The sequence below is a fragment of the Massilia sp. YIM B02763 genome (assembly GCF_030412015.1).
Taxonomy (GTDB): Bacteria; Pseudomonadota; Gammaproteobacteria; order Burkholderiales; family Burkholderiaceae_D; genus Telluria.
In genome coordinates, this window is the sequence record NZ_JASNRD010000032.1 from 13,025 (window position 1) to 37,133 (window position 24,109).

Annotated in this window: 22 protein-coding genes; 16 read left to right on the top strand and 6 right to left on the bottom strand. The window is 65.0% G+C overall.

The genetic code is table 11. The features are described 5' to 3' along the window. Positions 1-2: 2 nt before the first annotated feature. From QPK32_RS24675 to QPK32_RS24690, 4 genes are all read left to right on the top strand, one after another. On the top strand, positions 3-1,487 hold the full coding sequence (locus QPK32_RS24675) for an RNA polymerase factor sigma-54 (protein ID WP_290415435.1): 1,485 nt from the start codon (positions 3-5) through the stop codon (positions 1,485-1,487). A gap of 120 nt (positions 1,488-1,607) precedes the next feature. Then, positions 1,608-1,970 carry a ribosome hibernation-promoting factor, HPF/YfiA family gene (hpf, locus tag QPK32_RS24680; RefSeq protein WP_290415436.1) on the top strand — a complete coding sequence of 121 codons (363 nt, stop codon included), beginning with the start codon at positions 1,608-1,610 and terminating at the stop codon, positions 1,968-1,970. Between the two features lie 204 nt (positions 1,971-2,174). Continuing rightward, positions 2,175-3,257 (top strand): enoyl-CoA hydratase/isomerase family protein, encoded by a 1,083-nt coding sequence (locus QPK32_RS24685; protein ID WP_290415437.1) that lies wholly within the window; start codon positions 2,175-2,177, stop codon positions 3,255-3,257. Positions 3,258-3,278: 21 nt separating this feature from the next. Continuing rightward, complete coding sequence (locus tag QPK32_RS24690; protein WP_290415438.1) at positions 3,279-4,055, top strand: APH(3') family aminoglycoside O-phosphotransferase; 777 nt, start codon at positions 3,279-3,281, stop codon at positions 4,053-4,055. A 173-nt stretch (positions 4,056-4,228) separates the two neighbouring features. On the opposite strand, the gene rapZ is transcribed toward QPK32_RS24690, so the two are convergent. From rapZ to ilvA, 5 genes are all read right to left on the bottom strand, one after another. Then, complete coding sequence (gene rapZ, locus QPK32_RS24695; RefSeq protein WP_290415439.1) at positions 4,229-5,092, bottom strand: RNase adapter RapZ; 864 nt, start codon at positions 5,090-5,092, stop codon at positions 4,229-4,231. A 139-nt stretch (positions 5,093-5,231) separates the two neighbouring features. Further along, positions 5,232-6,167: an HPr(Ser) kinase/phosphatase gene (hprK, locus tag QPK32_RS24700; protein WP_290415440.1), complete on the bottom strand. Its 936-nt coding sequence runs from the start codon at positions 6,165-6,167 to the stop codon at positions 5,232-5,234. Between the two features lie 13 nt (positions 6,168-6,180). Continuing rightward, positions 6,181-6,663: a PTS sugar transporter subunit IIA gene (locus QPK32_RS24705; protein ID WP_290415441.1), complete on the bottom strand. Its 483-nt coding sequence runs from the start codon at positions 6,661-6,663 to the stop codon at positions 6,181-6,183. Between the two features lie 334 nt (positions 6,664-6,997). Continuing rightward, complete coding sequence (queF, locus tag QPK32_RS24710) at positions 6,998-7,828, bottom strand: NADPH-dependent 7-cyano-7-deazaguanine reductase QueF (RefSeq protein WP_290415442.1); 831 nt, start codon at positions 7,826-7,828, stop codon at positions 6,998-7,000. A gap of 183 nt (positions 7,829-8,011) precedes the next feature. After that, complete coding sequence (gene ilvA, locus QPK32_RS24715) at positions 8,012-9,697, bottom strand: threonine ammonia-lyase, biosynthetic (protein WP_308632676.1); 1,686 nt, start codon at positions 9,695-9,697, stop codon at positions 8,012-8,014. Positions 9,698-9,720: 23 nt separating this feature from the next. On the opposite strand from ilvA, the gene QPK32_RS24720 reads away from it, so the two are divergent. The 4 genes from QPK32_RS24720 (at position 9,721) to QPK32_RS24735 (ending at position 15,436) form a co-directional block, all read left to right on the top strand. Then, positions 9,721-10,224, top strand: coding sequence for a YqaA family protein (locus QPK32_RS24720; protein ID WP_290415444.1), 504 nt, complete (start codon positions 9,721-9,723; stop codon positions 10,222-10,224). Positions 10,225-10,447: 223 nt separating this feature from the next. Then, a complete protein-coding gene (locus QPK32_RS24725; RefSeq protein WP_290415445.1) occupies positions 10,448-14,458 on the top strand; it encodes an FAD/FMN-binding oxidoreductase in 4,011 nt (1,336 codons plus the stop codon). After that, positions 14,455-14,886 carry an HIT family protein gene (locus QPK32_RS24730; RefSeq protein WP_290415446.1) on the top strand — a complete coding sequence of 144 codons (432 nt, stop codon included), beginning with the start codon at positions 14,455-14,457 and terminating at the stop codon, positions 14,884-14,886. Before QPK32_RS24725 ends, QPK32_RS24730 begins: the two co-directional genes overlap by 4 nt. Positions 14,887-15,004: 118 nt before the next feature. Beyond that, positions 15,005-15,436, top strand: coding sequence for a DUF971 domain-containing protein (locus tag QPK32_RS24735; RefSeq protein WP_290415447.1), 432 nt, complete (start codon positions 15,005-15,007; stop codon positions 15,434-15,436). 108 nt (positions 15,437-15,544) lie between these two features. On the opposite strand, the gene QPK32_RS24740 is transcribed toward QPK32_RS24735, so the two are convergent. Further along, on the bottom strand, positions 15,545-15,748 hold the full coding sequence (locus QPK32_RS24740; RefSeq protein ID WP_290415448.1) for a cold-shock protein: 204 nt from the start codon (positions 15,746-15,748) through the stop codon (positions 15,545-15,547). Between the two features lie 283 nt (positions 15,749-16,031). Here QPK32_RS24740 and ubiE point away from each other — a divergent pair, with 283 nt between their 5' ends. The 8 genes from ubiE to aspS all read left to right on the top strand — a co-directional run bounded on the left by ubiE (position 16,032) and on the right by aspS (position 23,975). Beyond that, complete coding sequence (gene ubiE / locus QPK32_RS24745) at positions 16,032-16,766, top strand: bifunctional demethylmenaquinone methyltransferase/2-methoxy-6-polyprenyl-1,4-benzoquinol methylase UbiE (protein WP_290415449.1); 735 nt, start codon at positions 16,032-16,034, stop codon at positions 16,764-16,766. A 10-nt stretch (positions 16,767-16,776) separates the two neighbouring features. Beyond that, positions 16,777-17,757: a Tim44 domain-containing protein gene (locus tag QPK32_RS24750; RefSeq protein WP_290415450.1), complete on the top strand. Its 981-nt coding sequence runs from the start codon at positions 16,777-16,779 to the stop codon at positions 17,755-17,757. A gap of 132 nt (positions 17,758-17,889) precedes the next feature. Continuing rightward, positions 17,890-18,591: an SCP2 domain-containing protein gene (locus tag QPK32_RS24755; protein ID WP_290415451.1), complete on the top strand. Its 702-nt coding sequence runs from the start codon at positions 17,890-17,892 to the stop codon at positions 18,589-18,591. Then, complete coding sequence (gene ubiB / locus QPK32_RS24760) at positions 18,591-20,153, top strand: ubiquinone biosynthesis regulatory protein kinase UbiB (RefSeq protein WP_290415452.1); 1,563 nt, start codon at positions 18,591-18,593, stop codon at positions 20,151-20,153. The genes QPK32_RS24755 and ubiB overlap by 1 nt, the downstream gene beginning before the upstream one ends. Further along, positions 20,153-20,791, top strand: a complete 639-nt coding sequence (locus tag QPK32_RS24765; protein WP_290415453.1) for a methyltransferase domain-containing protein — start codon at positions 20,153-20,155, stop codon at positions 20,789-20,791. The genes ubiB and QPK32_RS24765 overlap by 1 nt, the downstream gene beginning before the upstream one ends. A 305-nt stretch (positions 20,792-21,096) precedes the next feature. Next, the gene (locus QPK32_RS24770) at positions 21,097-21,414 is read left to right on the top strand and encodes an FmdB family zinc ribbon protein (RefSeq protein WP_290415454.1); all 318 of its coding nucleotides are present in this window, start codon (positions 21,097-21,099) and stop codon (positions 21,412-21,414) included. A 45-nt stretch (positions 21,415-21,459) separates the two neighbouring features. After that, on the top strand, positions 21,460-22,098 hold the full coding sequence (locus QPK32_RS24775; protein WP_290415455.1) for a DUF502 domain-containing protein: 639 nt from the start codon (positions 21,460-21,462) through the stop codon (positions 22,096-22,098). Between the two features lie 71 nt (positions 22,099-22,169). Then, positions 22,170-23,975, top strand: a complete 1,806-nt coding sequence (gene aspS, locus QPK32_RS24780; protein WP_290415456.1) for an aspartate--tRNA ligase — start codon at positions 22,170-22,172, stop codon at positions 23,973-23,975. Positions 23,976-24,109: the final 134 nt, after the last annotated feature.

Sequence of the window (24,109 nt, forward strand, 5' to 3'; positions counted from 1 at the left end):
GTATGAAACAGACGCTGCAACTCAAGACTTCACAGCACCTTGCGCTCACGCCGCAGCTGCAGCAATCGATCCGCCTGCTGCAGCTGTCCACGCTGGAGCTGCACCAGGAGATCGAGCAGGTCCTGAGCGACAATCCGCTGCTGGAACGGCTCGACGATCCGCTCGACCGTTCCGTGCGCCTGCTGGCCGACGGCGCCATCAACAGCGCGCCGGCGCCGGCCGAGGCGCCCGCGCAGCAGGCGAGCGGCGAGGACGGCAAGGCCGCGAGCAGCGAAAATGAAGGCGAAGGCGGCGGCAGCGACGATGCGCATGGCGGCGACGGCGATGCCGACTGGGGCGAGGGCCGTGGCAGCAGCAACAGCAGCAACGCCGACGACGAGGACGGCCGCCCGCAGCTGGAAGCCAGCCCCGTCACACTGCGCGAGCACCTGATGGAACAGGTGCGCCTGTCGTGCTGCGCGCCGCGCGACTGTGCGCTGGTCGAACTGGTGGTCGATGCGCTGGACGACAACGGCTACCTGGAAGAATCGCTGGACGATATCCACGCGCGCCTGCCGGAAGAACTGGAGATCGACTTCGACGAGCTGCGCACGGCGCTCGCCCTCGTGCAGAGCCTGGAGCCGGCCGGCGTGGGCGCGCGCAGCGCGGCCGAGTGCCTGGCGCTGCAGATCCGGCGCATGCCGAACGTGCCCCTGGTGACGCGCCGCATGGCGCTGACCATCGTCGAGAAATACCTGACCTGGTTCGCCCAGCGCGAATTCAACAAGCTCAAGAAGGCGCTCGACTGCGACGACGAAGACCTGCGCGAGGCGCAGGGCGTGATCCGCCAGTGCAACCCGCATCCGGGCGCCGCGTTCGCATCGGACGTGTCCGACTTCGTCGTGCCCGACGTGATCGTGCGCCGCGCCAAGGATGGCTGGAGCGTGCAGCTCAATCCCGAGGTCATGCCGCGCCTGCGCGTGAACAGCCTGTACGCGCAGGCCCTCAAGGGCGGCAAGTCCGAGACCCAGCTGAATGCGCAGCTGCAGGAAGCGAAGTGGCTCATCAAGAACATGCGCCAGCGCTTCGACACGATCCTGCGCGTGGCCCAGGCCATTGTCGAGCGCCAGCGCAATTTTTTCTCCCATGGCGCCGTTGCCATGCGGCCCCTTGTTTTGCGCGAGATAGCTGATACACTAGGTCTACACGAGAGCACAATTTCTCGAGTCACAACTCAGAAATACATGCTGACCCCGCACGGCATGTTCGAGTTGAAGTATTTCTTCGGGAGTCACGTTGCCACCGAGGCGGGAGGAGAAGCATCCTCGACGGCGATCCGGGCTCTCATCGTGCAACTCACAGGAGCAGAAGACCCCAAGAACCCTTTATCCGACAGCAAGATCGCGGACATGTTGGGGGAGCAGGGAATGGTCATTGCGCGGCGCACCGTCGCCAAGTACCGCGAAGCCTTGAAGATCCCGCCCGTCAGCCTCCGCAAATCCTTGTAGCAAGTACTTGTCGTCGTTGTCGACGAGTCCTTGCAGCTAGTTCGTGTCAAAACGTTGCCACCTGCGCATGAAGCGCGGATGCGCGCGTGGTTGTGGCAGCGCCTCTTCAAAGGAGTGTGTATGAATCTCACCATCAGCGGACATCACCTCGATGTTACCCCGGCCATCCGAGAGTACGTACAGAACAAGCTCGAACGCATTACCCGCCATTTCGATCAAGTGATCGATACCCACGTCATCCTCTGCATCGACAACCTCACCGAGAAGGCCAAACGCCAGAAGGCGGAGATCAACTTGCGCGTCGCCGGCAAGATCCTCCATGTCGCCAGCGCCGCGCACGACCTGTATGCCGCGATCGACATGTTGATGGACCGGCTCGACCGCCAGGTCATGAAGTACAAGGAGATGATGCAGGACTTCACGCACACGTCACCGAAACGCCTGCCCGATGCGGGCGGAGAAGCCGAGCCGGCCACGGCTTGATGCCATAGCGGCAACGTGAACAAAGGGCGCATCGGCGCCCTTTTTGCTTTTACGGGCGCATGCCTGTCGCGGTGCTGGTAGCGGCGATACGTAACGTCTCCGACGTCGTGCCCGGTGACGAAGCCGCCAACCATCACCGCGTGGACGGCAAGCCGTCCACCCTACCGCTAGAATAAGGGTCTGATTATTCGAATAACGAGACACATGACCGAATACGTACTGACCCGCGTCGCCAACGGCACCGGCATCATCACGCTGGACCGCCCCAAAGCCTTGAACTCGCTGTCGCTCGACATGGTGCGCGCGCTGGCGCAGGCCCTGCAGGCCTGGCGCGACGATGCATCCATCCACGCCGTCGTCATCCGCAGCAGCAGCGAGAAGGCATTGTGCGCCGGCGGCGACATCCGTTTCTTCCACGAGGTCGGCCGCGCGACGCCGATGGGCGGCAGCGCGCTGCTCGAGGATTTCTTCACCGAGGAATACGCGCTCAACCACCTGATCCACTTCTATCCGAAGCCCTATATCGCGCTGATGGACGGCGTCGTGATGGGCGGCGGCATGGGCATCGCCCAGGGCGGTCCCGGCTGCGGCCTGCGCATCGTGACGGAACGGACGAAGATGGCCATGCCCGAGGTGAACATCGGCCTGTTCCCGGACGTGGGCGGCAGCCACTTCCTGTCGCACGCGCCGGGCCGCCTGGGCCACTACCTCGCTCTCACCGGCGCCACCGTCGGCGCGGCCGATGCCCTCTACCTGGGCCTGGCCGACCTGTTCGTGCCGGGCGAGCGCATGGGCGACCTGCACGCGCTCGTCGACGCCACGCCGGGCGCGGCGCTGGCCGACGCCATCCGCGTCTTCGCCGCGCCGTTCATGACGCAGGCCGGCGCCAGCGAACTGCAGGCGCAGCGCGACCGCATCGATGCGCATTTCGGTGCGCCCTCGGTGGCCGGCGTGATGGCCGCGCTCGCGGGCGATGCGGATCCGTTCGCGCAGAAGGCCTTGTCGTTGTTGCGCCAGCGTTCGCCCTTGATGATGTGCGTGACGCGCGAGATGCTGGAGCGCGCCGCGTCGCTGGACGTGGCCGATTGCCTGCGCATGGAACGCGCGCTGGTGCGCCGCAATTTCGAGCACGGCGAAGTGCTGGAAGGCGTGCGCGCGCTCGTGATCGACAAGGACAACAACCCGCATTGGAATCCGTCGACGCTGGACGACGTGACGCCAGCGATGGTCGCGCGCTTCTTCGAGCCCGTGTGGCCGGACTACGCGCATCCGCTGCGCCATCTCTGATTCTTCAAGCCTGGAGCCCTCATGCCGCCTCGCTTTCCTTCTGTCTGGCAGACCCGCCTGGATGGCTATCGCAGCGTGGACGAGGACGTCGGCTGCTCGGATGCCGATGTGTTCCGCTTGGAGGCCGGCGGCCGTCCGGCGCTGTTCGCCAAGACGGAAGCAGCGGGGCCGCTGGCCGAGTTGCGCGACGAGGCGGCGCGGCTGCGCTGGCTCGCCGGCGCCGGCATTCCGTGCGCGTCCGTCGTCGAGATCGTGCAGGACGATGGCCGCGACTGGCTGCTGCTGGAGGCCGTGCCGGGCCGCGACCTGCTGGCGTCCGGCGTCGAGCCCGCCGATGGCGTGCGGCTGCTGGCCGCGGCATTGTGTGCATTGCACGCGCTCGATCCGTCATCCTGCCCGTTCGACCACCGGGCCGCGCGCCGCATCGAACGCGCACGTGCGCGCATGGAGGCGGGACTGGTGGACGAGGACGACCTCGACGACGCGCACCGCGGCTTGGCGCCGGCGGCGTTGTTCGCGCGCCTGCAGGCGCGGGCGCCGGCAAGCGAAGACCTCGTCGTGGGGCATGGCGACGCCTGCCTGCCGAACCTGGTCGTCTACGCCGCGGGCGTGCGCAGCAGCTGGATCGATTGCGGACGCCTGGGCGTGGCGGACCGCTGGCAGGACCTGGCGCTGGCCACGCGCGATATCGCGGAAGAATGGGGCGACGAGTGGGTGGCGCCGTTCCTGCGCGCGTATGGCGCGGAGATGGATGACGCGAAGTGCGGGTTTTATCGGCTGCTGGATGAGTTCTTTTGAGCGCTTGCGGCTACTCGGAACACCGGGGTCAGAGCCCCTTGAAAAGCAACACCGGGCTCTGACCCCTGCGCTGACCCCTACGGCTGTTCGCGGTGCCGCACGACGACCCGTTCGGTGTCGGCGAAATAGGCGCCCAGGCGTTCCGCCATGTACACCGAACGGNGCGCTGACCCCTACGGCTGTTCGCGGTGCCGCACGACGACCCGTTCGGTGTCGGCGAAATAGGCGCCCAGGCGTTCCGCCATGTACACCGAACGGTGCTGGCCGCCCGTGCAGCCGACGGCCACCGTCAGGTAGCTGCGGTTGTCCTTCTTGAACGAGGGCAGCCACTTGGCGATGAAGGCGCGGATGTCGGACAGCAGTTCCGTCGCCTGCGGCTGCGCCTCGAGGAAGGCGATCACGGGTGCGTCCTTGCCCGTGAGCGGACGCAGCGTCAGGTCGTAATACGGGTTCGGCACGGCGCGCACGTCGAACACGAAGTCGGCGTCGAGCGGCACGCCGTGCTTGAACGCGAACGATTCGAAGAACAGCGTCAGCGGCGCATACTCGACCTCGGCCAGCTCCTTGACCCAGGCGCGCAGCTTGTTGGCCGACAGTTCCGAGGTGTCGATCACATGGCCCAGCTTCTCGATGGGCAGCAGGCGCTCGCGCTCTTCCAGGATGCATTCGATCAGCGTACGGCGCGAAGCCGGGTTCTCGCCCGGGCGCAGCTCGTGCGACAGCGGATGGCTGCGCCGCGTTTCCGAGAAGCGGGCCACCAGCGAATGCGTGCTGGACGTCAGGAAGATCACCTTGACGTGGTGCCCATCGGCGCGCAGCTGGGCGACCGTGGTCGGCAGCTCCGTCAGCGAGCGCGCGCTGCGCGCATCGACGGCGACGGCGACCTTGTTGTCGTCGTCGCCGTCGATGGTCTTGACGAGGTGCGGCAGCAGGGCCGGCGGGAGGTTGTCGACGCAATAATAACCTGCGTCCTCGAGGACGTTGAGGGCGACGGATTTACCCGAGCCCGAGATACCGGTGATGAGTAGGATGCGCATGGGGGGATGATAGCATCGGTGAACGCTGCGGTTGCTGCTTCGGACGCTAAATCGGGTCCCTGCCTGCGCAGGACGACGTTGCAAAGGTTGGCGCCGGCTCGTCGTCCCTGCGAAAGCAGGGACCCAAGCAAACGCAAACTCAGTCGCTGCTCATCGCCTGCCGTTGACGCTCCATGAATTCCTGCAGCGTATCGATGCCTCGCAGCTGCAGGATCGTGTTGCGCACGGCTGCCTCCAGCAGCACCGCGATGTTGCGGCCGGCCGCGACGGGAATCACGACCTTGCGGATCGGCAGGCCCAGCACGTCCTCTGTCGGAAAGTGGAAGGGCAGGCGCTCGACTTCCTCGTCCAGCGCGCCGCGCTTGACCAGGTGCACGATCAGCTTGAGGCGCATCTTGCGCCGCACGGCCGTCTCGCCGAAGATCGCCTTGATGTCCAGCAGGCCCAGGCCGCGCACTTCCAGCAGGTTCTGCAGCAGCGGCGGGCAGCGGCCCTCGATCATGTTCGGGGCGATGCGCGAGAACTCGACGGCGTCGTCGGCCACCAGGCCGTGCGAGCGCGAGATCAGTTCCAGGCCCAGTTCGCTCTTGCCCAGGCCCGAGTCGCCCGTGATCAGCACGCCCACGCCCAGCACGTCCATGAACACGCCATGCATGATCACGCGCTGCGCCAGTTTCTTCGACAGGTAGACCCGCAGGAAGTCGATCACCTGGGCGGCCGGCAACGGGGTCGAGAACAAGGGGATGTTCTTTTCGTCGCAGATGGCGAGGATGTCGGGCGGCGTATCGAGCCCTTGGGCGATGATCAGTGCCGGCGGCTCGCCCGCGATCAATTCGCCGATCACGTGGCTGCGCGAGCCCGATTTCAGGCGCTGGTAATAGTTCAGTTCCTGGTGCCCGAACACCTGGATGCGGCCCGGGTGGATCAGGTTCAGGTGGCCCACCTGGTCGGCGGCCGAGACGGCGTCGCCCGAGATCAGGCGCTCGCCGCCGGGAAAGCCCGCGAACCAGCCGAGCTGCAGGGTATCGCGATTGTCGTCGTACAGCCTCTGGATGGTCAGCGGTGTCTGCAGCATGGACGTCTTTGCCTCAGCCCAGCGCCTGCAGGCTGGGTTGCCAGTTGATGATGCGCTCGTGGACCGATTTCGGATCCGGATCGGTGGCCAGCGCGGTGCGCACGGCTTCGTCCGAGAACAGTTCGGCGATCTCGGACAGGATTTCCAGGTGCTGCTGGGTCACGTGGTCCGGGATCAGGAGGAAGAACAGCAGCTTCACGGGCTGGCCGTCGGGCGACTCGAACGGGATCGGCTCGACCAGGCGCACGAAGGCGGCCAGCGGCGACTTGAGGCTCTTGCTGCCCTTGATGCGGCCGTGCGGCACGGCGACGCCGTGGCCGAGGCCGGTGGAACCGAGTCGCTCGCGCGCGAACAGGTTGTCCGAGACGGTCGAGCGGGCGATGCCGCAGTTGTTTTCGAAGATCAGGCCGGCCTGTTCAAAGGCGCGCTTCTTGCTCGAGACTTCCAGGTCGAGCTGAACGTTCTCGAGCGAGAGGATTTTGCTTAGATTAGTCATGACACGCTTCTGTTGCGGCGCACCGCGGTGCTTGCGAGCGGGAATTATAGGCCTGTTTCATGGCCGTGACATTCGATTTTGCGCCCGATTCGCCCCCTGTCTGCTCCCTGCCGGGAACCGGTGGACCAGTGGCGGGGCAACGACGTTCGCGGGTGCGCAATTTCCGTTATGAAATCCCGAGTTCGAAGCACGATATGTTCGCCCGGGGCCGGTTTTTTCGCTCTTTCTAGCGGAATCTTGTCGTTTCGAGCATGGAGGCGTCAGTCGATGCGCTGTCGCTCGAAACGGACACTAGATGGGGGCCGTTGACGGAAAATCACCCATCCGGGCGCATTTATTGACGTGCCGTGCGCAGATTCAGTGGCTTGCCGGTACTGAAGTTGGCGCGCCAGGGATTGATGTCGAGGCCGCCGCGGCGCGTATAACGTGCATACACGGCGAGCTTGCTCGGTTTGCAGTGACGCAGGATGTCGGTAAAGATGCGCTCGACACATTGCTCGTGAAATTCGTTGTGTTCGCGGAAGCCGATCAGGTAGCGCAGCAGGCTTTCCTGGTCGATCTGCGGGCCGGCATAGTGGATCTGCACGCTGGCCCAGTCCGGCTGGCCGGTGACGAGGCAGTTCGACTTGAGCAGGTGCGACACGAAGGTTTCCTCGACGGCCGCTTCCTCGTGATTGGCCTTGAGCAGTTCGGGTGCCGGGCTGTAGCTGTCGACCTCGATGTCCAGGCGGTCCAGCAGCAGGCCGTCCAGCTCGCCCATCTTGAGCTTGCCGAAGTCTTCCGGCAGCGTGATCGCCACGTGCACGGGGGCACCGAAAGCATTCGACAGGTCTTCGCGCAGCAATTCGACCAGGGCGTCGCTGTTCGCCAGGCGGGTCTGGTTGAAGGAATTCAGGTACAGCTTGAACGATTTCGATTCGACGATGTTCGGCGAATCGGCCGGCGCCGTGATCGTCGCGATCGCCACCTGCGGCTTGCCGCGCATGTTCAGCCACGACAGTTCGTAGGCATTCCAGATGTCGACGCCGAAGAAGGGCAGCGTGCCGGACAGGCCGAGCTCGTCGCGCTTTTGCTGGCGCGGAATCGGGAACAGCAGCTCGGGGGCGTACTGGGTCTGGTAGGCCGAAGTCTTACCGAGGGGCGATTGATCGGGAGTATTGGTCATGGTGTCATCTCGAGGTGCCGGCGTGTTCCGATGCCGTTCCGGCGGCGGCAAAGCGGCGTATCGTACACCTTTCCGCCATTTCCTGTGGCTCGAGTTCGCCATGACGCTGGGCATGCATGCGTCGACGCGACAATACGTAGGGTGGGCACTGCATGCCCACCGAATACCTGCATCAACGCGCCATCACAGGAACAGCTTGTACACCGGATTGGCGCTCTCGTCCCAATGGCGGTAGCCGAGCGTGGCCAGGAATTGCCGGAACTCGTCCATCTCGCCGTTCGGCACCTGCAGGCCGACGAGGATGCGGCCGACGTCGCCGCCCTGGTTGCGGTAATGGAACAGGGAGATGTTCCAGTTCGGCGCCATGCTGTCCAGGAAGCGCATCAGCGCACCCGGGCGCTCCGGGAACTCGAAGCGGTACAGCAATTCGTCGTTGGCCAGCGGGCTCTTGCCGCCGACGAGGTGGCGCACGTGCTGCTTGGCCAGCTCGTCATGCGTCAGGTCGAGCGTACGGAAACCGTGTTCCTCGAAGGTGCGCGCGACGGTGCTTGACTCGCTGCGGTTGCCGATCTGGACGCCCACGAAGACGTGGGCTTCGCGTTCGTCGCTGATGCGGTAGATGAATTCCGTCACGTTGCGCGGCCCGACGAGGCTGCAGAAGCGCTTGAAACTGCCGCGCTGCTCGGGAATCGTCACGGCGAACACGGCTTCGCGCGCCTCGCCCACCTCGGCCCGCTCGGCCACGAAGCGCAGGCGGTCGAAGTTCATGTTGGCGCCGCAAGCCACCGCCACCAGCGTCTCGGCCTTGACGGGCTGGCGCGCCATCTGCGAACGCTCGACGTAGGCCTTGGCGCCGGCCACGGCCAGCGCGCCGGCCGGTTCCAGGATGCTGCGGGTATCCTGGAACACGTCCTGGATCGCGGCGCAGATCGCATCGGTATCGACGATGATGATCTCGTCGACGACTTCCTTGGCCAGGCGGAAGGTTTCCTCGCCCACGAGGCGCACGGCGGTGCCGTCCGAGAACAGGCCGACGTCGGGCAGCGTCACGCGCTCGCCGGCCTTCAGGCTTTTCGCCATCGCATCGGAATCGATCGTCTGCACGCCGATGATCCTGATGTCCGGCCGCACCGCCTTCACGTAGGCGCCGATGCCGGACACGAGGCCGCCGCCGCCGATGGCCACGAAGATGGCGTGGATGGGGCCGGAATGCTGGCGCAGGATCTCCATGCCGATCGTGCCTTGGCCGGCGATCACGTCCGGATCGTCGAACGGGTGCACGAAGGTGAGCTTCTGTTCGCGCTCCAGCGTCAGCGCATGGTTGTACGCGTCCGTGTAGGAGTCGCCGTGCAGCACCACCTCGACGTTGTTGCCGCCGCGCGCCTTGACGGCATCGATCTTGACGGGCGGCGTGGTGGTCGGCATCACGACCAGCGCGCGGCAGCCGAGGCGGCTGGCGGACAGCGCGACGCCCTGGGCGTGGTTGCCGGCCGAGGCGCAAATGACGCCGCGCTTGAGTTGTTCGGATGGCAGGTTCGCCATCTTGTTGTAGGCGCCGCGCAGCTTGAAGCTGAACACGCTCTGCATGTCTTCGCGCTTGAAGTAGATCCGGTTGCCCATGCGCTGGGACAGGGTCGGGGCGAATTCGAGCGGCGTCTCTTCCGCCACGTCGTAGACGCGCGCGGTCAGGATTTTTTTAAGGTAGTCGGTAGTCATGGTCGGATACGTAACACTGGATTCCGGGGCGACGCTGGACTGTCCTGTTGGCGGATAACCGAGGTGTGCAGTGCGGCGGCCGTGGCCGGGATAAGGCCGGGGCCTACCGTGTCGTGACGATGGGGGTCGCCTCATTATAATGGACCCATCCATTCCATTGCCCCTAATCTCTTGCGATGATCGAATCCGCCGTCCTCTGGCTGCTGAAACTGCTTGCCGCGCCCGCCGTGGGCCTGACGTCGGTCTTCGTCATCGCATTCGTCTCGGCCACGCTGGTGCCGCTCGGCTCGGAACCGGCCGTGTTCGCCGTCGTGAAGGCCAATCCGGCCATGTTCTGGCCCGCCATCCTCGTCGCCACGGCCGGCAACACGCTGGGCGGCGCCGTCGACTACTGGATCGGCTACCGCGCGAAAGTCGCCTTCGCCAAGGAACGCAAGTCGCGCTGGTTCCACTGGCTGGCGCGCTACGGCTCCAAGACCATGCTGCTGTCCTGGGTGCCGGGCATCGGCGACCCACTGTGCACGCTGGCCGGCTGGCTGCACCTGCCGTTCTGGTCCAGCGTCATGTACATGTGCATCGGCAAGTTCGGGCGCTACGTGTTCATGACGGCGACGTTGCTGTACGTGCCGGACGGGTGGTGGAAGTGGATCGGGGATACGACGAGCCGGTGGTTCGGTTGAGGCGTGTTGCGTGAACATTTGCCATGGATAACATGCCCAATTCTTGAGCAAGCCATTTTTTCATTGAAAAAACTTTTGCTTGACCAACGGAAATTTGCATGCCGGGCTGTTTTTCCGTTCTTTTTTCTTCAGAGCCGTTGCAAAAACTGCCGACTCCCCAGCGTGGTGCAACGCAATAAGCTAGAATGGTTGTCCGACAGCGTCCGCATGACAGCCGATCTCCATGAACGCCCCCGCCAATATCCACACCCTGCTCGAAGAAAATTCGCCGGTCCGCCTGCGCGAGATCCCCTATAACTACACGTCGTTTTCCGATCGCGAGATCGTGATCCGCTTGCTGGGCGAGTCGTCGTGGGCGCTGCTCGACGAGTTGCGCGGCGCGCGCCAGACCGGGCGGTCGGCGCGCATGCTGTACGAGGTGCTGGGCGATATCTGGGTCGTGCGCCGCAACCCCTATCTGCAGGATGACCTGCTGGACAATCCGAAGCGCCGCGCCAAGCTGATCGAGGCGCTGCACCACCGCCTGGCGGAAGTCGACAAGCGCCGCCTGACGGTCGATGCCGGCGACGGCGGCGATGCGGCCACGGTGGCCGCGCGCAGCAGCGCCGTCGAGAAGCTGCTGGCCGCGGCGCGCAAGGCCGTCGACGACTTCGGCCAGGAGTTCCGCGATACCTACGACCTGCGCAAGCGCGCGCAGAAGGTGCTGGGCCAGTACACGGACAAGCGCAACATCCGCTTCGACGGCATGCACCGCACCTCGCACGTGACCGACGCCACCGACTGGCGCGTCGAATACCCGTTCCTCGTCGTGCTGCCGGACAGCGAGGACGAGATGGCCGGCCTCGTGAAAGGCTGCATCGAACTCGGGCTGACGATCATCCCGCGCGGCGGCGGCACCGGCTACACGGGCGGCGCGATTCCGCTGTCGCCCATGTCGGCCGTGATCAACACCGAAAAGCTGATCGGCATGGGCGAGGTCGAGATGACCCGCCTGCCCGGCGTGGCGCACGACTACGCGACCATCTACACGGGCGCCGGCGTCGTCACCCAGCGCGTGTCGCAGGCGGCCGAGAAGGCCGGTTTCGTGTTCGCCGTCGACCCGACCTCGGCGCACGCGTCCTGCATCGGCGGGAACATCGCGATGAACGCGGGCGGCAAGAAGGCCGTCCTGTGGGGTACGGCGCTCGACAACCTCGCGTCCTGGCGCATGGTCGACCCGAACGGCGACTGGCTCGACGTCACCCGCGTCGACCACAACCTGGGCAAGATCCACGATGCGCCCGTCGCGTCGTTCAAGCTCGAATGGACGCATCCGTCGCCGAAAGGCGCCCCCAAGGGCGAGCCGTTCCGCACCGAGTTCCTGAATATCGAGGGCCGCCGCTTCCGCAAGGAAGGCCTGGGCAAGGACGTTACCGACAAATTCCTGGCCGGCCTGCCGGGCATCCAGAAGGAAGGCACCGACGGCCTGATCACGTCGGCGCGCTGGATCCTGCACAAGATGCCGAAGTACACGCGCACGGTGGCGCTGGAATTCTTCGGCCAGGCGCGCGACGCGATCCCGTCGATCGTCGAGATCAAGGATTACCTGGACAGCCTGCCCAAGAGCGGCAAGCCGGAATTCGCCAGCCTGCGCCTGGCGGGTCTGGAACACCTGGACGAGCGCTACCTGCGCGCCGTCGGTTATGCGACCAAGTCCAAGCGCGGCGTGCTGCCGAAGATGGCGCTGTTCGGCGACATCGTCGGCGACGACGAGAATGCCGTCGCGCAAGCCGCGTCGGAAGTCGTGCGCCTGGCGAACACCCGCGTGGGCGAGGGCTTCATCGCCGTCAGCCCGGAAGCGCGCAAGAAGTTCTGGCTCGACCGCGCCCGTACCGCCGCCATCGCGCGCCACACCAACGCCTTCAAGATCAACGAGGACGTGGTCATTCCCTTGAACCGCATGGGCGAGTACACGGACGGCATCGAGCGCATCAACGTCGAGCTGTCGATCAAGAACAAGCTGCAGCTGGTCGAGGAACTGCACGCCTGGTTCGCGGCCGGCGACCTCGAGGTGACCAAGGCCGACGATGCGACGGGCGAGGGCGTGTCGCGCGAGGAAATCCTGGGCGACCGTCCGCAGCAGGCCGACGAGCTGCTGGCGCGCGTGGCCGCGCGCTGGGGCTGGATCATGGCCAACCTGGACCAGCCTTTGGCCGACGTGCGCGGCAAGCTGGCCGAGTTCGGCCTGGACGGCCTCGCCGCCACGTTCGAGGAACGCCTGCAGCGCCAGCCGCAAGCGACCCTCTTCGACGTCGTGCAGGACCATACGGTGCGCGTCTCGTGGAAGAACGAGATCCGCGCGCCGCTGCGCCAGATCTTCAATGGCGCGGCCTACAAGCCGATCCTGGACGAGGCGGGCGCGATCCACAAGCGCGTGCTGCGCTCGCGCGTGTTCGTCGCCCTGCACATGCACGCGGGCGACGGCAACGTGCACACGAACCTGCCCGTCAACTCGGACGACTACGCGATGCTGCAGGATGCGCACAAGGCCGTCGAGCGCATCATGAAGCTGGCGCGCTCGCTGGACGGCGTCATCTCGGGCGAGCACGGCATCGGCATCACGAAGCTGGAATTCCTGACGGACGACGAGATTCGCGACTTCCGCGACTACAAGCAGCGCGTCGATCCGGAAGGCCGCTTCAACAAGGGCAAGCTGCTCAACAGCGCCACCGCCTACGCCGACCTGCGCAACGCCTACACGCCGTCCTTCGGCCTGATGGGCCACGAATCGCTGATCATGCAGCAGAGCGACATCGGCGAGATCGCCAACAGCATCAAGGACTGCCTGCGCTGCGGCAAGTGCAAGCCCGTGTGCACGACGCACGTGCCGCAATCGAACCTGCTGTACTCGCCGCGCGACAAGATCCTGGCCACGTCGGCCCTGATCGAAGCCTTCCTGTACGAAGAGCAGACCCGCCGCGGCGTGTCGATCCGCCACTGGGAGGAATTCGAGGACGTGTCCGACCACTGCACCGTGTGCCACAAGTGCGTGACGCCGTGCCCGGTGAACATCGACTTCGGCGACGTGTCGATGAACATGCGTAACCTGCTGCGCAAGATGGACAAGCGCAGCTTCAAGCCGGCCCAGCGTGCGGGCATGTTCTTCCTGAACGCGACCGATCCGACCACGATCAACGCGACCCGCAAGGCGATGATCGACTGGGGCTACAAGGCCCAGCGCCTGGGCGCGAGCGTCCTGAAGGCCGTGGCCAAGGAACAGACCAAGGCGCCGCCGCCGACGACGGGCAAGGCGCCCGTGCGCGAGCAGGTGATCCACTTCGTCAACAAGAAAATGCCGGGCAATTTGCCCAAGAAGACGGCGCGCGCGCTGCTGGACATCGAGGACGACAAGGTCATCCCGATCATCCGCAACCCCAAGGTGACGAACGCCGACACCGAGGCCGTGTTCTACTTCCCGGGCTGCGGCTCCGAGCGCCTGTTCTCGCAGGTGGGCCTGGCCACGCAGGCGATGCTGTGGGAAGTGGGCGTGCAGACCGTGCTGCCGCCGGGCTACCTGTGCTGCGGCTATCCGCAGCGCGGCGCGGGCCAGTACGACAAGGCCGACAAGATGATGACGGATAACCGCGTGCTGTTCCACCGCATGGCCAACACGCTGAACTACCTCGACATCAAGACGGTCCTCGTCTCCTGCGGCACCTGCTACGACCAATTGGCGACCTACGAGTTCGAGAAGATCTTCCCGGGCTGCCGCATCATGGACATCCACGAGTACCTGCTCGAGAAGGGCGTCAAGCTGGAAGGCGTCACCGGCACGCGCTACATGTACCACGATCCCTGCCACACGCCGATGAAGCTGCAGGATTCGATGAAGACGGTGAACGCGCTCGTGCAGACGGCGGACAACGTCAAGATCGAGAAGAACGACCGCTGCTGCGGCGAGTCCGGCACCTTCGCCGTGTCGCGTCCCGACATCTCGACCCAGGTGCGCTTCCGCAAGGAGCAGGAGATGGAGAAGGGCGCGGACAAACTGCGCGCCGACGGCTTCAAGGGCGACGTCAAGATCCTGACGAGCTGCCCGTCCTGCCTGCAGGGCCTGTCGCGCTACAACGACGACGCGGGCACCACGGCCGACTACATCGTCGTCGAGATCGCGCGGCACCTGCTGGGCGAGAACTGGATGCCGAACTACGTGGCCAACGCCAACAACGGCGGCATCGAGCGGGTGCTGGTATGACGAGGGTAGCCGGTTGCGAGCTGTGCGAACTTTCCGTTGCTCCGGTGTTCGAGAACGACAAGTTCGCCGTGATCCTCGTCGACGACGCCAATTATCCGGGCTTCGCGCGCGTGATCTGGAAGGACCACGTGCGCGAGGTCAGCGACCTGGCGGACGACGACCGCCTGCTGCTGAACGACGCCGTGTGGCGGCTGGAGCTGGCCGTGCGCGAGGTGATGCAACCCTTGAAAGTCAACGTGGCAAGCCTGGGCAACGTCGTGCCCCACCTGCACTGGCACGTGATCCCGCGCTATGCCGACGATGCCCACTTCCCGGCACCCGTGTGGGCGCAGGCGGTGCGCGAGACGGAGGCGCAAGTGTTGCAAGCGCGCAAGACGCTGCTGCCGGAATTGAAGGCTGCGATCACGCGGCGGTTCGCAAGTCGGTAGAATACGCGAATACACCGTCGTTCCCGCGCAGGCGGGAACCCATAGACCGTATCCGAAGTCACTCGGCATGGGTTCCCGCCTGCGCGGGAACGACGAATCATGATCAGGACCTCATCACATGCCCATCCCCACCGAATTCACCGTCCACCAGAAATCCCGCACCGTCGACATCGCCTTCGACGACGGCGCCGCCTTCGTGCTGCCGATCGAATTGCTGCGCGTCTACTCCCCCTCGGCCGAAGTGCAAGGCCACGGTCCCGGCCAGGAAGTCCTGCAGCTGGGCAAGCGCAACGTCGTCATCGACGCCGTCGAGCCGGTCGGCAACTACGGCATCAAGCCGATCTTCAGCGACGGCCACGAGTCCGGCATCTTCACGTGGGAATACCTGTACCGCCTCGGCAGCCAGCAGGATCGCCTGTGGGGCGAATACATGGACCGCCTGCACGCCGCCGGCTTCAAGGACGACACGGGCCGCGACCCGATCCCGGAGCTGCCCGGCATGAAGAAGGGCGGCGGCGGTTGCGGCAGCGGCAGCTGCGGTTGCCATTGATGCCATCCGCGAAGTGGACATGAAAAAAGCGCCGTAGAAACCTGCGGCGCTTTTTTTATTGAAACCGGTCTGGCCAACCGGCTAGGGGCAAGGCCCCGAAAGAAGGGATTACTGCGGCTGGATGTTGGCAGCCTGCTTGCCCTTCGGACCTGCGGTGACTTCGAAGCTCACGCGCTGGTTTTCGGCCAGCGACTTGAAGCCGGCAGTGTTGATTGCCGAAAAGTGTGCGAACAGATCGTCGCCACCATCATCGGGTTTGATGAAGCCGAAGCCCTTTGCGTCGTTGAACCATTTTACGGTGCCAGTCGCCATGTTTCTCTCTCTCAAGAATTTTCACAATAAAGCGCTTTTTCTGTAGCGCACGGTCTTGTTGCCGCGCGTCGAACTCTACTCAAGCGAAAATCATTATAGGCAGAGTCCGAGAAAAAGTGATGCAGAATTTGCAATCGTGCGCAGATATCTTTTGGTGTGTCGCGTGATGCATACTCAACAATAAAAACCGCCGCGCCAGAGGTACTTGATACACGGTAAGACAGGTTTAAGCCTGGGCCACCCCTGGCTTGTATAATGCGGCAAGACTTTACGGCTTGCTACTATGACCAACACCACCCATTTCGGCTACAAGACCGTCTCCGAGGACGAGAAGGTCCACGAAGTTGCCAAGGTTTTCCATTCCGTCGCCTCGAAGTACGACGTGATGAACGACCTGATGTCCGGCGGCCTGCACCGCCTCTGGAAGACCTTCACCATTGCCCAAGCGGGCGTGCGTCCCGGCTTCAAGGTGCTCGACATCGCCGGCGGCACGGGCGACCTGTCCAAGGCCTTCGCCAAGCAGGCGGGACCGAGCGGCGAGGTGTGGCTCACGGACATCAACGAGTCGATGCTGCGCGTGGGCCGCGACCGTCTATTGAATAAAGGCCTGGTGACCCCCACCTTATTGTGTGATGCGGAAAAGCTGCCGTTCCCGGACAATTACTTCGATCGCGTCAGCGTGGCCTTTGGCCTGCGCAACATGACGCACAAGGACCAGGCACTGGCGGAAATGCGCCGGGTACTCAAGCCGGGCGGCAAGCTGCTCGTGCTGGAGTTCTCGAAAGTGGCCGCGCCGCTGCAGAAGCCGTACGATGTGTATTCGTTCTCGGTGCTGCCGTGGCTGGGCCAGCGTATCGCCAACGACGCGGAAAGCTATCGCTACCTGGCCGAGTCGATCCGCATGCACCCCGACCAGGAAACGCTGAAGTCGATGATGGAAAGCGTGGGACTGGAACGGGTCCAGTATTACAACCTGACGGCAGGTGTGGCCGCTTTACACACCGGTATCAAACTCTAAGGTGATGACCATGAAAAAGTTCTTGGCCAGCATGATGATCGCGGTGACCGCATTCTCGATGGTCGCCGAAGCCTTCGCCCGCCCGGTCGGCGGCGGCCGTTCGTTCGGCCGCCAGTCGCAGTCCGTGCGCCAGATGCGCGCGCCGGCACCGGCGCCCGCCCCTGCTCCGGCCTACCAGCAGCCTGCCCAGCGTCCGGCCGTCCAGCCGGCCCCGGGCGCGCGTCCGCCGGTACAGCAGCCGCGTCCGAGCATGTGGAAGAACATCCTGGGCGGCGCGCTGCTGGGCCTGGGCCTGGGCGCACTGTTCTCGCACCTGGGCATCGGCGGCGCCATGGCGAGCGTGCTGTCCTCGATCCTGATGATCGTGCTGCTGGCGCTGGCCGTGATGTTCATCGTGCGCATGTTCCGCCGCAAGGACACACCGGCCAACAATACCTACCCGGGTAATTTCAGCCAGCCGGTGCCGGCCAATGCCAGCGCCACGCCGGAAATCGGCTCCGGCTTGAATCAACCCTCGTCGTACTCGGGCGGCTACAACCAGCCGGGCTACCCGATGGGCGGCACCCAGGCCGGCCTGTCGCTGGACAAGAACGCCGCCCAGCACCAGCAATGGGGCGTGCCGGCCGATTTCGATGCCGAGTCCTTCCTGCGCCATGCCAAGGCATCGTTCATCCGCATGCAGGCGGCCTGGGACCGCGCCGACCTGAACGACCTGCGCGAATTCACGTCGCCGGAAGTGTTCGCCGAACTGCAACTGCAGATCCAGGAACGCGGCGGCCAGCCCGACTTCACGGAAGTCGTGTCGATCGACGCCCAGCTGCTGGGCATCGAGACCACCGAACGCGACTACCTGGCCAGCGTGCAGTTCAACGGCATGATCCGCAATGCGCCGAACGGCAATGCCGAGCCCTACGTCGAGGTGTGGAACCTGGCGAAGCCGCTCAATGGCAACGGCGGTTGGGTATTGGCGGGCATCCAGCAGATCGCGTAAAACATTTGCAGGAAAATAACCCGTGCTCCGGGGTGAGACACCCGGCGAACTGGTAAGATCGACACCGCCCAAGCTGGGCGGACAAACCGCCCGCTCCGACGGGCGGTTTTTTTTTGGGCACATGACACCGTGATGGCACCGATTTCCTCTCTTGCGCTGCCCCGGGGCGGCTTGTCCGCGCCGGTCGTGGCGACGATCAACCACCTGCTGGCCCAGGAGGCCTGGGCGCGCGATGCCTTGAAACGCCATGCGGGCAAGACGGCTTGCATCGACACGGGCGCCGTCGCCTTGCGCATGCGCGTGGCGCGCGACGGCATGCTCGAGGCGGCTACCGCCGAGGACGCGCCGGCCGTGACCATCCACGTCAAGCTGAGCGACCTGCCGCTGATCCTGCAGAACCGCGACCGCGCGTTTTCCTATGTGCGCATCGAGGGCGACGCCGAGTTCGCGAATACCATCTCGCAGCTGTCCAAGGGCTTGCGCTGGGATGCCGAGCACGACCTCGAACGCATCGTCGGCCCGATCGGCGCCGTGCGCCTGGTCGGCGGCGCGCAGCGTGCGGCGCAAGGAGCGGCCACCGCGGGCCGGCGCCTGGCCGAGAACGTGGCCGAATTCCTGCTGGAAGAGCGGCGCGTGCTGGTGCGTCCCGACGCCATCCACGACTTCGCCGACGGCATCAATCGCCTGCGCGACGACGTCGAACGCAGCGCCAAGCGCATCGCGAAACTAGAGCAAAAGCTGGAGCAGCAACTGGGCCAGAAGCCGGCGCAGCGCAGCGCCGCCTCCGCACCTCCCGCCGTGCCCGCACTACCGGAACCGAAATCGGAACACTGATGATCCTGAAATTCCTGCGCCTGCTTAAAATCCTCACGGTTGCCACCCGCTACGGCCTCGACGAAATCGCCATGTCGGGCCTGCACGTCCCGCGTACCGCCCGCCTGATCAACGGCATCTTCTTCTGGCGCCGCATCACCTCGCCGCGCGCGATCCGCCTGCGCCTGGCGCTGGAAGAGCTGGGCCCGATCTTCGTGAAGTTCGGCCAGGTGCTGTCGACCCGTCCCGACCTGATGCCGCCCGATATCGTGGCCGAACTGTCGCTGCTGCAGGACCGCGTGCCGCCCTTCGATTCGGAACTGGCCGTGGCCCAGATCACGCGCTCCCTCGGCGCGCCGCCGGACCAGTTGTTCGCCCACTTCGAGCGCACGCCGGTGGCCTCCGCCTCCATCGCGCAAGTCCACTTCGCCACGCTCAAGAACGGCAAGGAAGTCGCGATCAAGGTACTGCGCCCGGGCATGAAGAGCACGATCGACGAGGATCTCGCGCTGATGCAGATGGCCGCCGGCCTGATCGAAAAGGTGTGGCCGGACAGCCGCCGCCTGAAGCCGCGCGAAGTCGTGGCCGAATTCGACAAGTACCTGCACGACGAACTCGACCTGATGCGCGAGGCGGCCCAGGCCAGCCAGCTGCGCCGCAACTTCGCCGGCTCCTCGCTGCTGATGGTCCCGGAAATGTACTGGGATTACTGCTCCAGCAGCGTGATCACGATGGAGCGCATGAAGGGCATCCCGATCTCGCAGACGGACCGCCTGGTGGCCGCCGGCGTCGATATGAAAAAGCTGTCGAGCGACGGCGTGGAGATCTTCTTCACCCAGGTGTTCCGCGACGGTTTCTTCCATGCCGACATGCACCCGGGGAACATCCTCGTGTCCGTCGAGCCGGAGACCTTCGGGCGCTACATCGCGCTGGACTTCGGCATCGTCGGCACGCTGAACGACTTCGACAAGGATTACCTGTCGCAGAACTTCCTGGCCTTCTTCCGGCGCGACTACAAGCGCGTGGCCGAGGCCCACATCGAGTCCGGCTGGGCGCCGCGCGACACCCGCGTGGACGAGCTGGAAGCCGCGGTGCGCGCCACCTGCGAACCGATCTTCGACCGTCCGTTGAAGGACATCTCGTTCGGCCAGGTGCTGCTGCGCCTGTTCCAGACCTCGCGCCGCTTCAACGTCGAGGTGCAGCCGCAACTGGTGCTGCTGCAGAAGACCATGCTGAACATCGAGGGTCTCGGCCGCCAGCTGGACCCGGACCTGGACCTGTGGAAGACGGCCAAGCCCTACCTGGAGCGCTGGATGGCCGAGCAGGTGGGCTGGCGCGGCCTGGTCGAGCGCCTGCGCAACGAGGCGCCGCACTATGCCAAGGTGATCCCGCAACTGCCGCGCCTCGTGCACCACGTGCTGGAGCGCAAGGCGCATCCGATCGCCGACGAGGGAGAATTGATGGCCGCGCTGCTGATCGAGCAGCGCCGCACCAACCGCCTGCTGGTGTTCCTGTCCTGCGTGGCCGGCGCGGCCGCCGTGGTCGCCATCGGCCTGCACATCGCCGGCAGCGGCGTGCTCTGATGGCGGGCACGCCGGTTCCGGATTTCACCAGCCGCGATCCGCTGTCGCGGCAATTCTGGGACGAGCGCTTCGAGAAAGCCTTCACGCCGTGGGAGCGGGGCGGGCCGTCGCAGGCCTTGCGCCGCTTCGTGGCCGGCGCCTCCCGCCCGCTGCGCACGCTGATTCCCGGCTGCGGCTCCGCCCGCGAACTGGTGCTGATGTGCGAGGCGGGCTGGGAAGCGACGGCGATCGATTTTTCTGCCGTCGCCGTGGCGCGCGCAAAAGCGCTGGCGGGGCCGTGGGCCGGACGCGTCCACGAAGCGGATTTCTTCGCCTGGACGCCACCGCAACCCCTCGACCTCGTCTACGAACAGGCCTTCCTGTGCGCATTGCCGCGCGTGCGCCGGCCCGACGTGGCGCGGCGCTGGGAAGCGTTGCTGGCGCCGGGGGCGCTCCTGGCCGGCTACTTTTTCTTCGACGATGTGGAGAAGGGGCCGCCGTTCGGAATCGCACGGGAGGAACTGGATGCCTTGCTCGCGCCCGCGTTCGACTGTATCGCGGACGAGGCGGTGGAGGATTCGATCCCGGTGTTCGCGGGCAAGGAGCGCTGGATGGTCTGGCGCAAAAAAGAAAGGCCCGCAATGCGGGCCCCGATTTGAAGTCGTTCTTTTATGGCTTCGCGGCGCCGGCAAGCCGGTCGCGCAAACTTCTGTTTCTTGCAAACGCCCCGGCGGACAAGCCGCGCGAGAACGGTGCTGAGGGGTGCTATTTAAACAGCTAAGTTGAAGTTCGGCAAACGAAACTCATCCATAACGGGCAGGAAAAACAACACTGTTGCCAAATTGCATCAGTTCCCGCCGAGTTGTAAGGACGTCCATCCGGCCATCGGAAGGCCGCGGGGGGCAAAATCCTCCGCAAAAGCTTTATAATTCAGGGTTTTGATGATTTTTGCGGAGTACCCAGAATGCCGATTTACGCTTACCGCTGCGATGAATGCGGTTTTGCCAAGGATGTACTGCAAAAGATTTCCGACCCGGTCCTGACCGTGTGCCCCTCGTGCGGCAAGTCCTCGTTCAAGAAGCAGGTCACCGCGGCCGGCTTCCAGCTGAAGGGCACGGGCTGGTACGTGACGGACTTCCGCGGCGGCCAGGCCCCGGCGACCGGCACGGCGCCGTCGACCGGCGCCGCCGCGCCCGCGGGCGACGCCGCGGCGTCGAGCACGCCGGCCGCGCCAGCTGCTCCGGCGGCGGCGGCACCGTCGAAGGACGGCGGCAGTACCTGATATCCACGCGCCGGCCGCGACGCCGGCGCATTGACGACCACATCGATGCGTAAATATTTCATCACCGGCCTGCTGGTCCTGGTACCCCTGGCGATCACCCTGTGGGTGCTGAACCTCGTCATCGGCACCCTGGACCAGTCGCTGCTGCTGGTGCCGAGCGAGTGGCAGCCGCGCACGCACATTCCGGGCCTGGGCGCCGTGATCACGCTGGCGATCGTGTTCCTGACGGGCCTCTTGACCAACAACCTGGTCGGCAAGTGGATCGTGCGCATGTGGGAGCGCCTGCTGCACCGCATCCCGGTCGTCAATTCGATCTACGGCAGCGTCAAGCAGGTGTCGGACACGCTGTTCTCGTCCTCGGGCAATGCGTTCCGCAAGGCCGTGCTGATTCCGTACCCGCACGAGAACTCGTACACGATCGCCTTCCTCACCGGCGTGCCGGGCGGCGACGTCAAGAACCACCTGGTGGGCGACTACGTCAGCGTGTACGTGCCGACCACCCCCAACCCGACCTCCGGCTTCTTCCTGATGATGGAACGCAGCCGCGTCGTCGAGCTGGACATGAGCGTCGACGCGGCGCTGAAGTACATCGTCTCGATGGGCGTGGTGACGCCCGCGGCTCATCCGGCCGATGCGCCGGCGGAAGCGCAGGCGCGCATCGCCGGCGCGACCGAACAAGCATAAAGAAGGCAGCACACAATCAAGGCCTGCCGACGAGCAGGGCACCGAATCAACCAACCAGGATCCAAAAAATTATGTCCTCGATGCGTACCAATTACTGCGGCCTCGTGACCGAAGAGCTGCTGGGCCAAACCGTCAGCCTGTGCGGCTGGGTGCACCGCCGCCGCGACCATGGCGGCGTGATCTTCATCGACCTGCGCGACCGCGAAGGCCTCGTGCAGGTGGTCTGCCATCCGGATAACGCCGAGGTCTTCAAGGCCGCCGAGCACGTGCGCAACGAGTACTGCCTGCGCGTCACCGGCACCGTCGTGAACCGCCTGGAAGGCACCGCCAACGCCAACCTGAAGTCGGGCAAGATCGAGATCAACACCACGCAACTGGAAGTGCTGAACGCGTCCGTGCCGGTGCCGTTCCAGCTGGACGACGACAACCTGTCCGAAACCACCCGCCTGACGCACCGCGTGCTCGACCTGCGCCGCCAGCAGATGCAGCACAACCTGCGCCTGCGCTACAAGGTGTCGATGGAAGTGCGCAAGTACCTGGACAACCTGGGCTTCATCGACATCGAGACCCCGATGCTGACCAAGTCGACGCCGGAAGGCGCACGCGACTACCTGGTGCCGTCGCGCGTCAACCCGGGCAACTTCTTCGCGCTGCCGCAGTCGCCGCAGCTGTTCAAGCAGCTGCTGATGGTCGCCAACTTCGACCGCTACTACCAGATCACCAAGTGCTTCCGCGACGAAGACCTGCGCGCCGACCGCCAGCCGGAATTCACCCAGATCGACTGCGAGACCTCGTTCCTGACCGAGCAGGAAATCCGCGACCTGTTCGAAGACATGATGCGCACCGTCTTCAAGAACGCCGCCGGCGTCGACCTGCCGAACCCGTTCCCGGTGATGGACTTCGCCACCGCGATGGGCTCCTACGGTTCCGACAAGCCGGACATGCGCGTCAAGCTGCAGTTCACCGAACTGACCGAGCTGATGAAGACCGTCGAATTCAAGGTCTTCAACAGCGCCGCCAACATGCCGAACGGCCGCGTGGTCGGCATGCGCGTGCCGCAGGGCGGCTCGATGCCCCGTTCGGAAATCGACGCCTACACCCAGTTCGTCGCCATCTACGGCGCCAAGGGCCTCGCCTACATCAAGGTCAACGAGAAGGCCAAGGGCCGCGACGGCCTGCAATCGCCGATCGTCAAGAACATCTCGGACGAGATCCTGGCGCAAGTGCTGGAACTGACGGGCGCCGAGGACGGCGACCTGATCTTCTTCGGTGCCGATAAAGCCAAGGTCGTCAACGACGCCATCGGCGCGCTGCGCGTGAAGATCGGCCACTCGGAATTCGGCAAGAAGGCCGGCCTGTTCGAAGACCGCTGGGCACCGCTGTGGGTCATCGACTTCCCGATGTTCGAGTACGACGAAGAGGGCGATCGCTGGAACGCGACCCACCACCCGTTTACCGCGCCGAAGGACGGCCACGAAGACATGCTCGAGACGAACCCGGGCGCCTGCGTCGCCAAGGCCTACGACATGGTCCTGAACGGCTGGGAACTGGGCGGCGGCTCGATCCGTATCCACCGCGAGGAAGTCCAGAGCAAGGTGTTCCGCGCGCTGAAGATCGATGCCGAGGAAGCCCAGCTGAAGTTCGGCTTCCTGCTCGACGCCCTGCAGTACGGCGCCCCGCCGCACGGCGGCCTGGCGTTCGGCCTGGACCGCCTGATCACGCTGATGACGGGCTCCGAGTCGATCCGCGACGTGATCGCCTTCCCGAAGACCCAGCGCGCGCAAGACCTGCTGACCAACGCGCCGTCGGAAGTCGACGAGAAGCAGCTGCGCGAACTGCACATCCGCCTGCGCAACGAGCAGCCGAAGGTCGCTTAAGCGTCAGCGTTAGCGTTTGAACCGTCGTCCCCGCGCAGGCGGGGACCCAATTTCTGCATGCGTCATCGCTGCGCACGCAACTTGGGTCCCCGTCTGCGCGCACTGCTGTCCGGGATAAATAAGGAAGAGCAGCT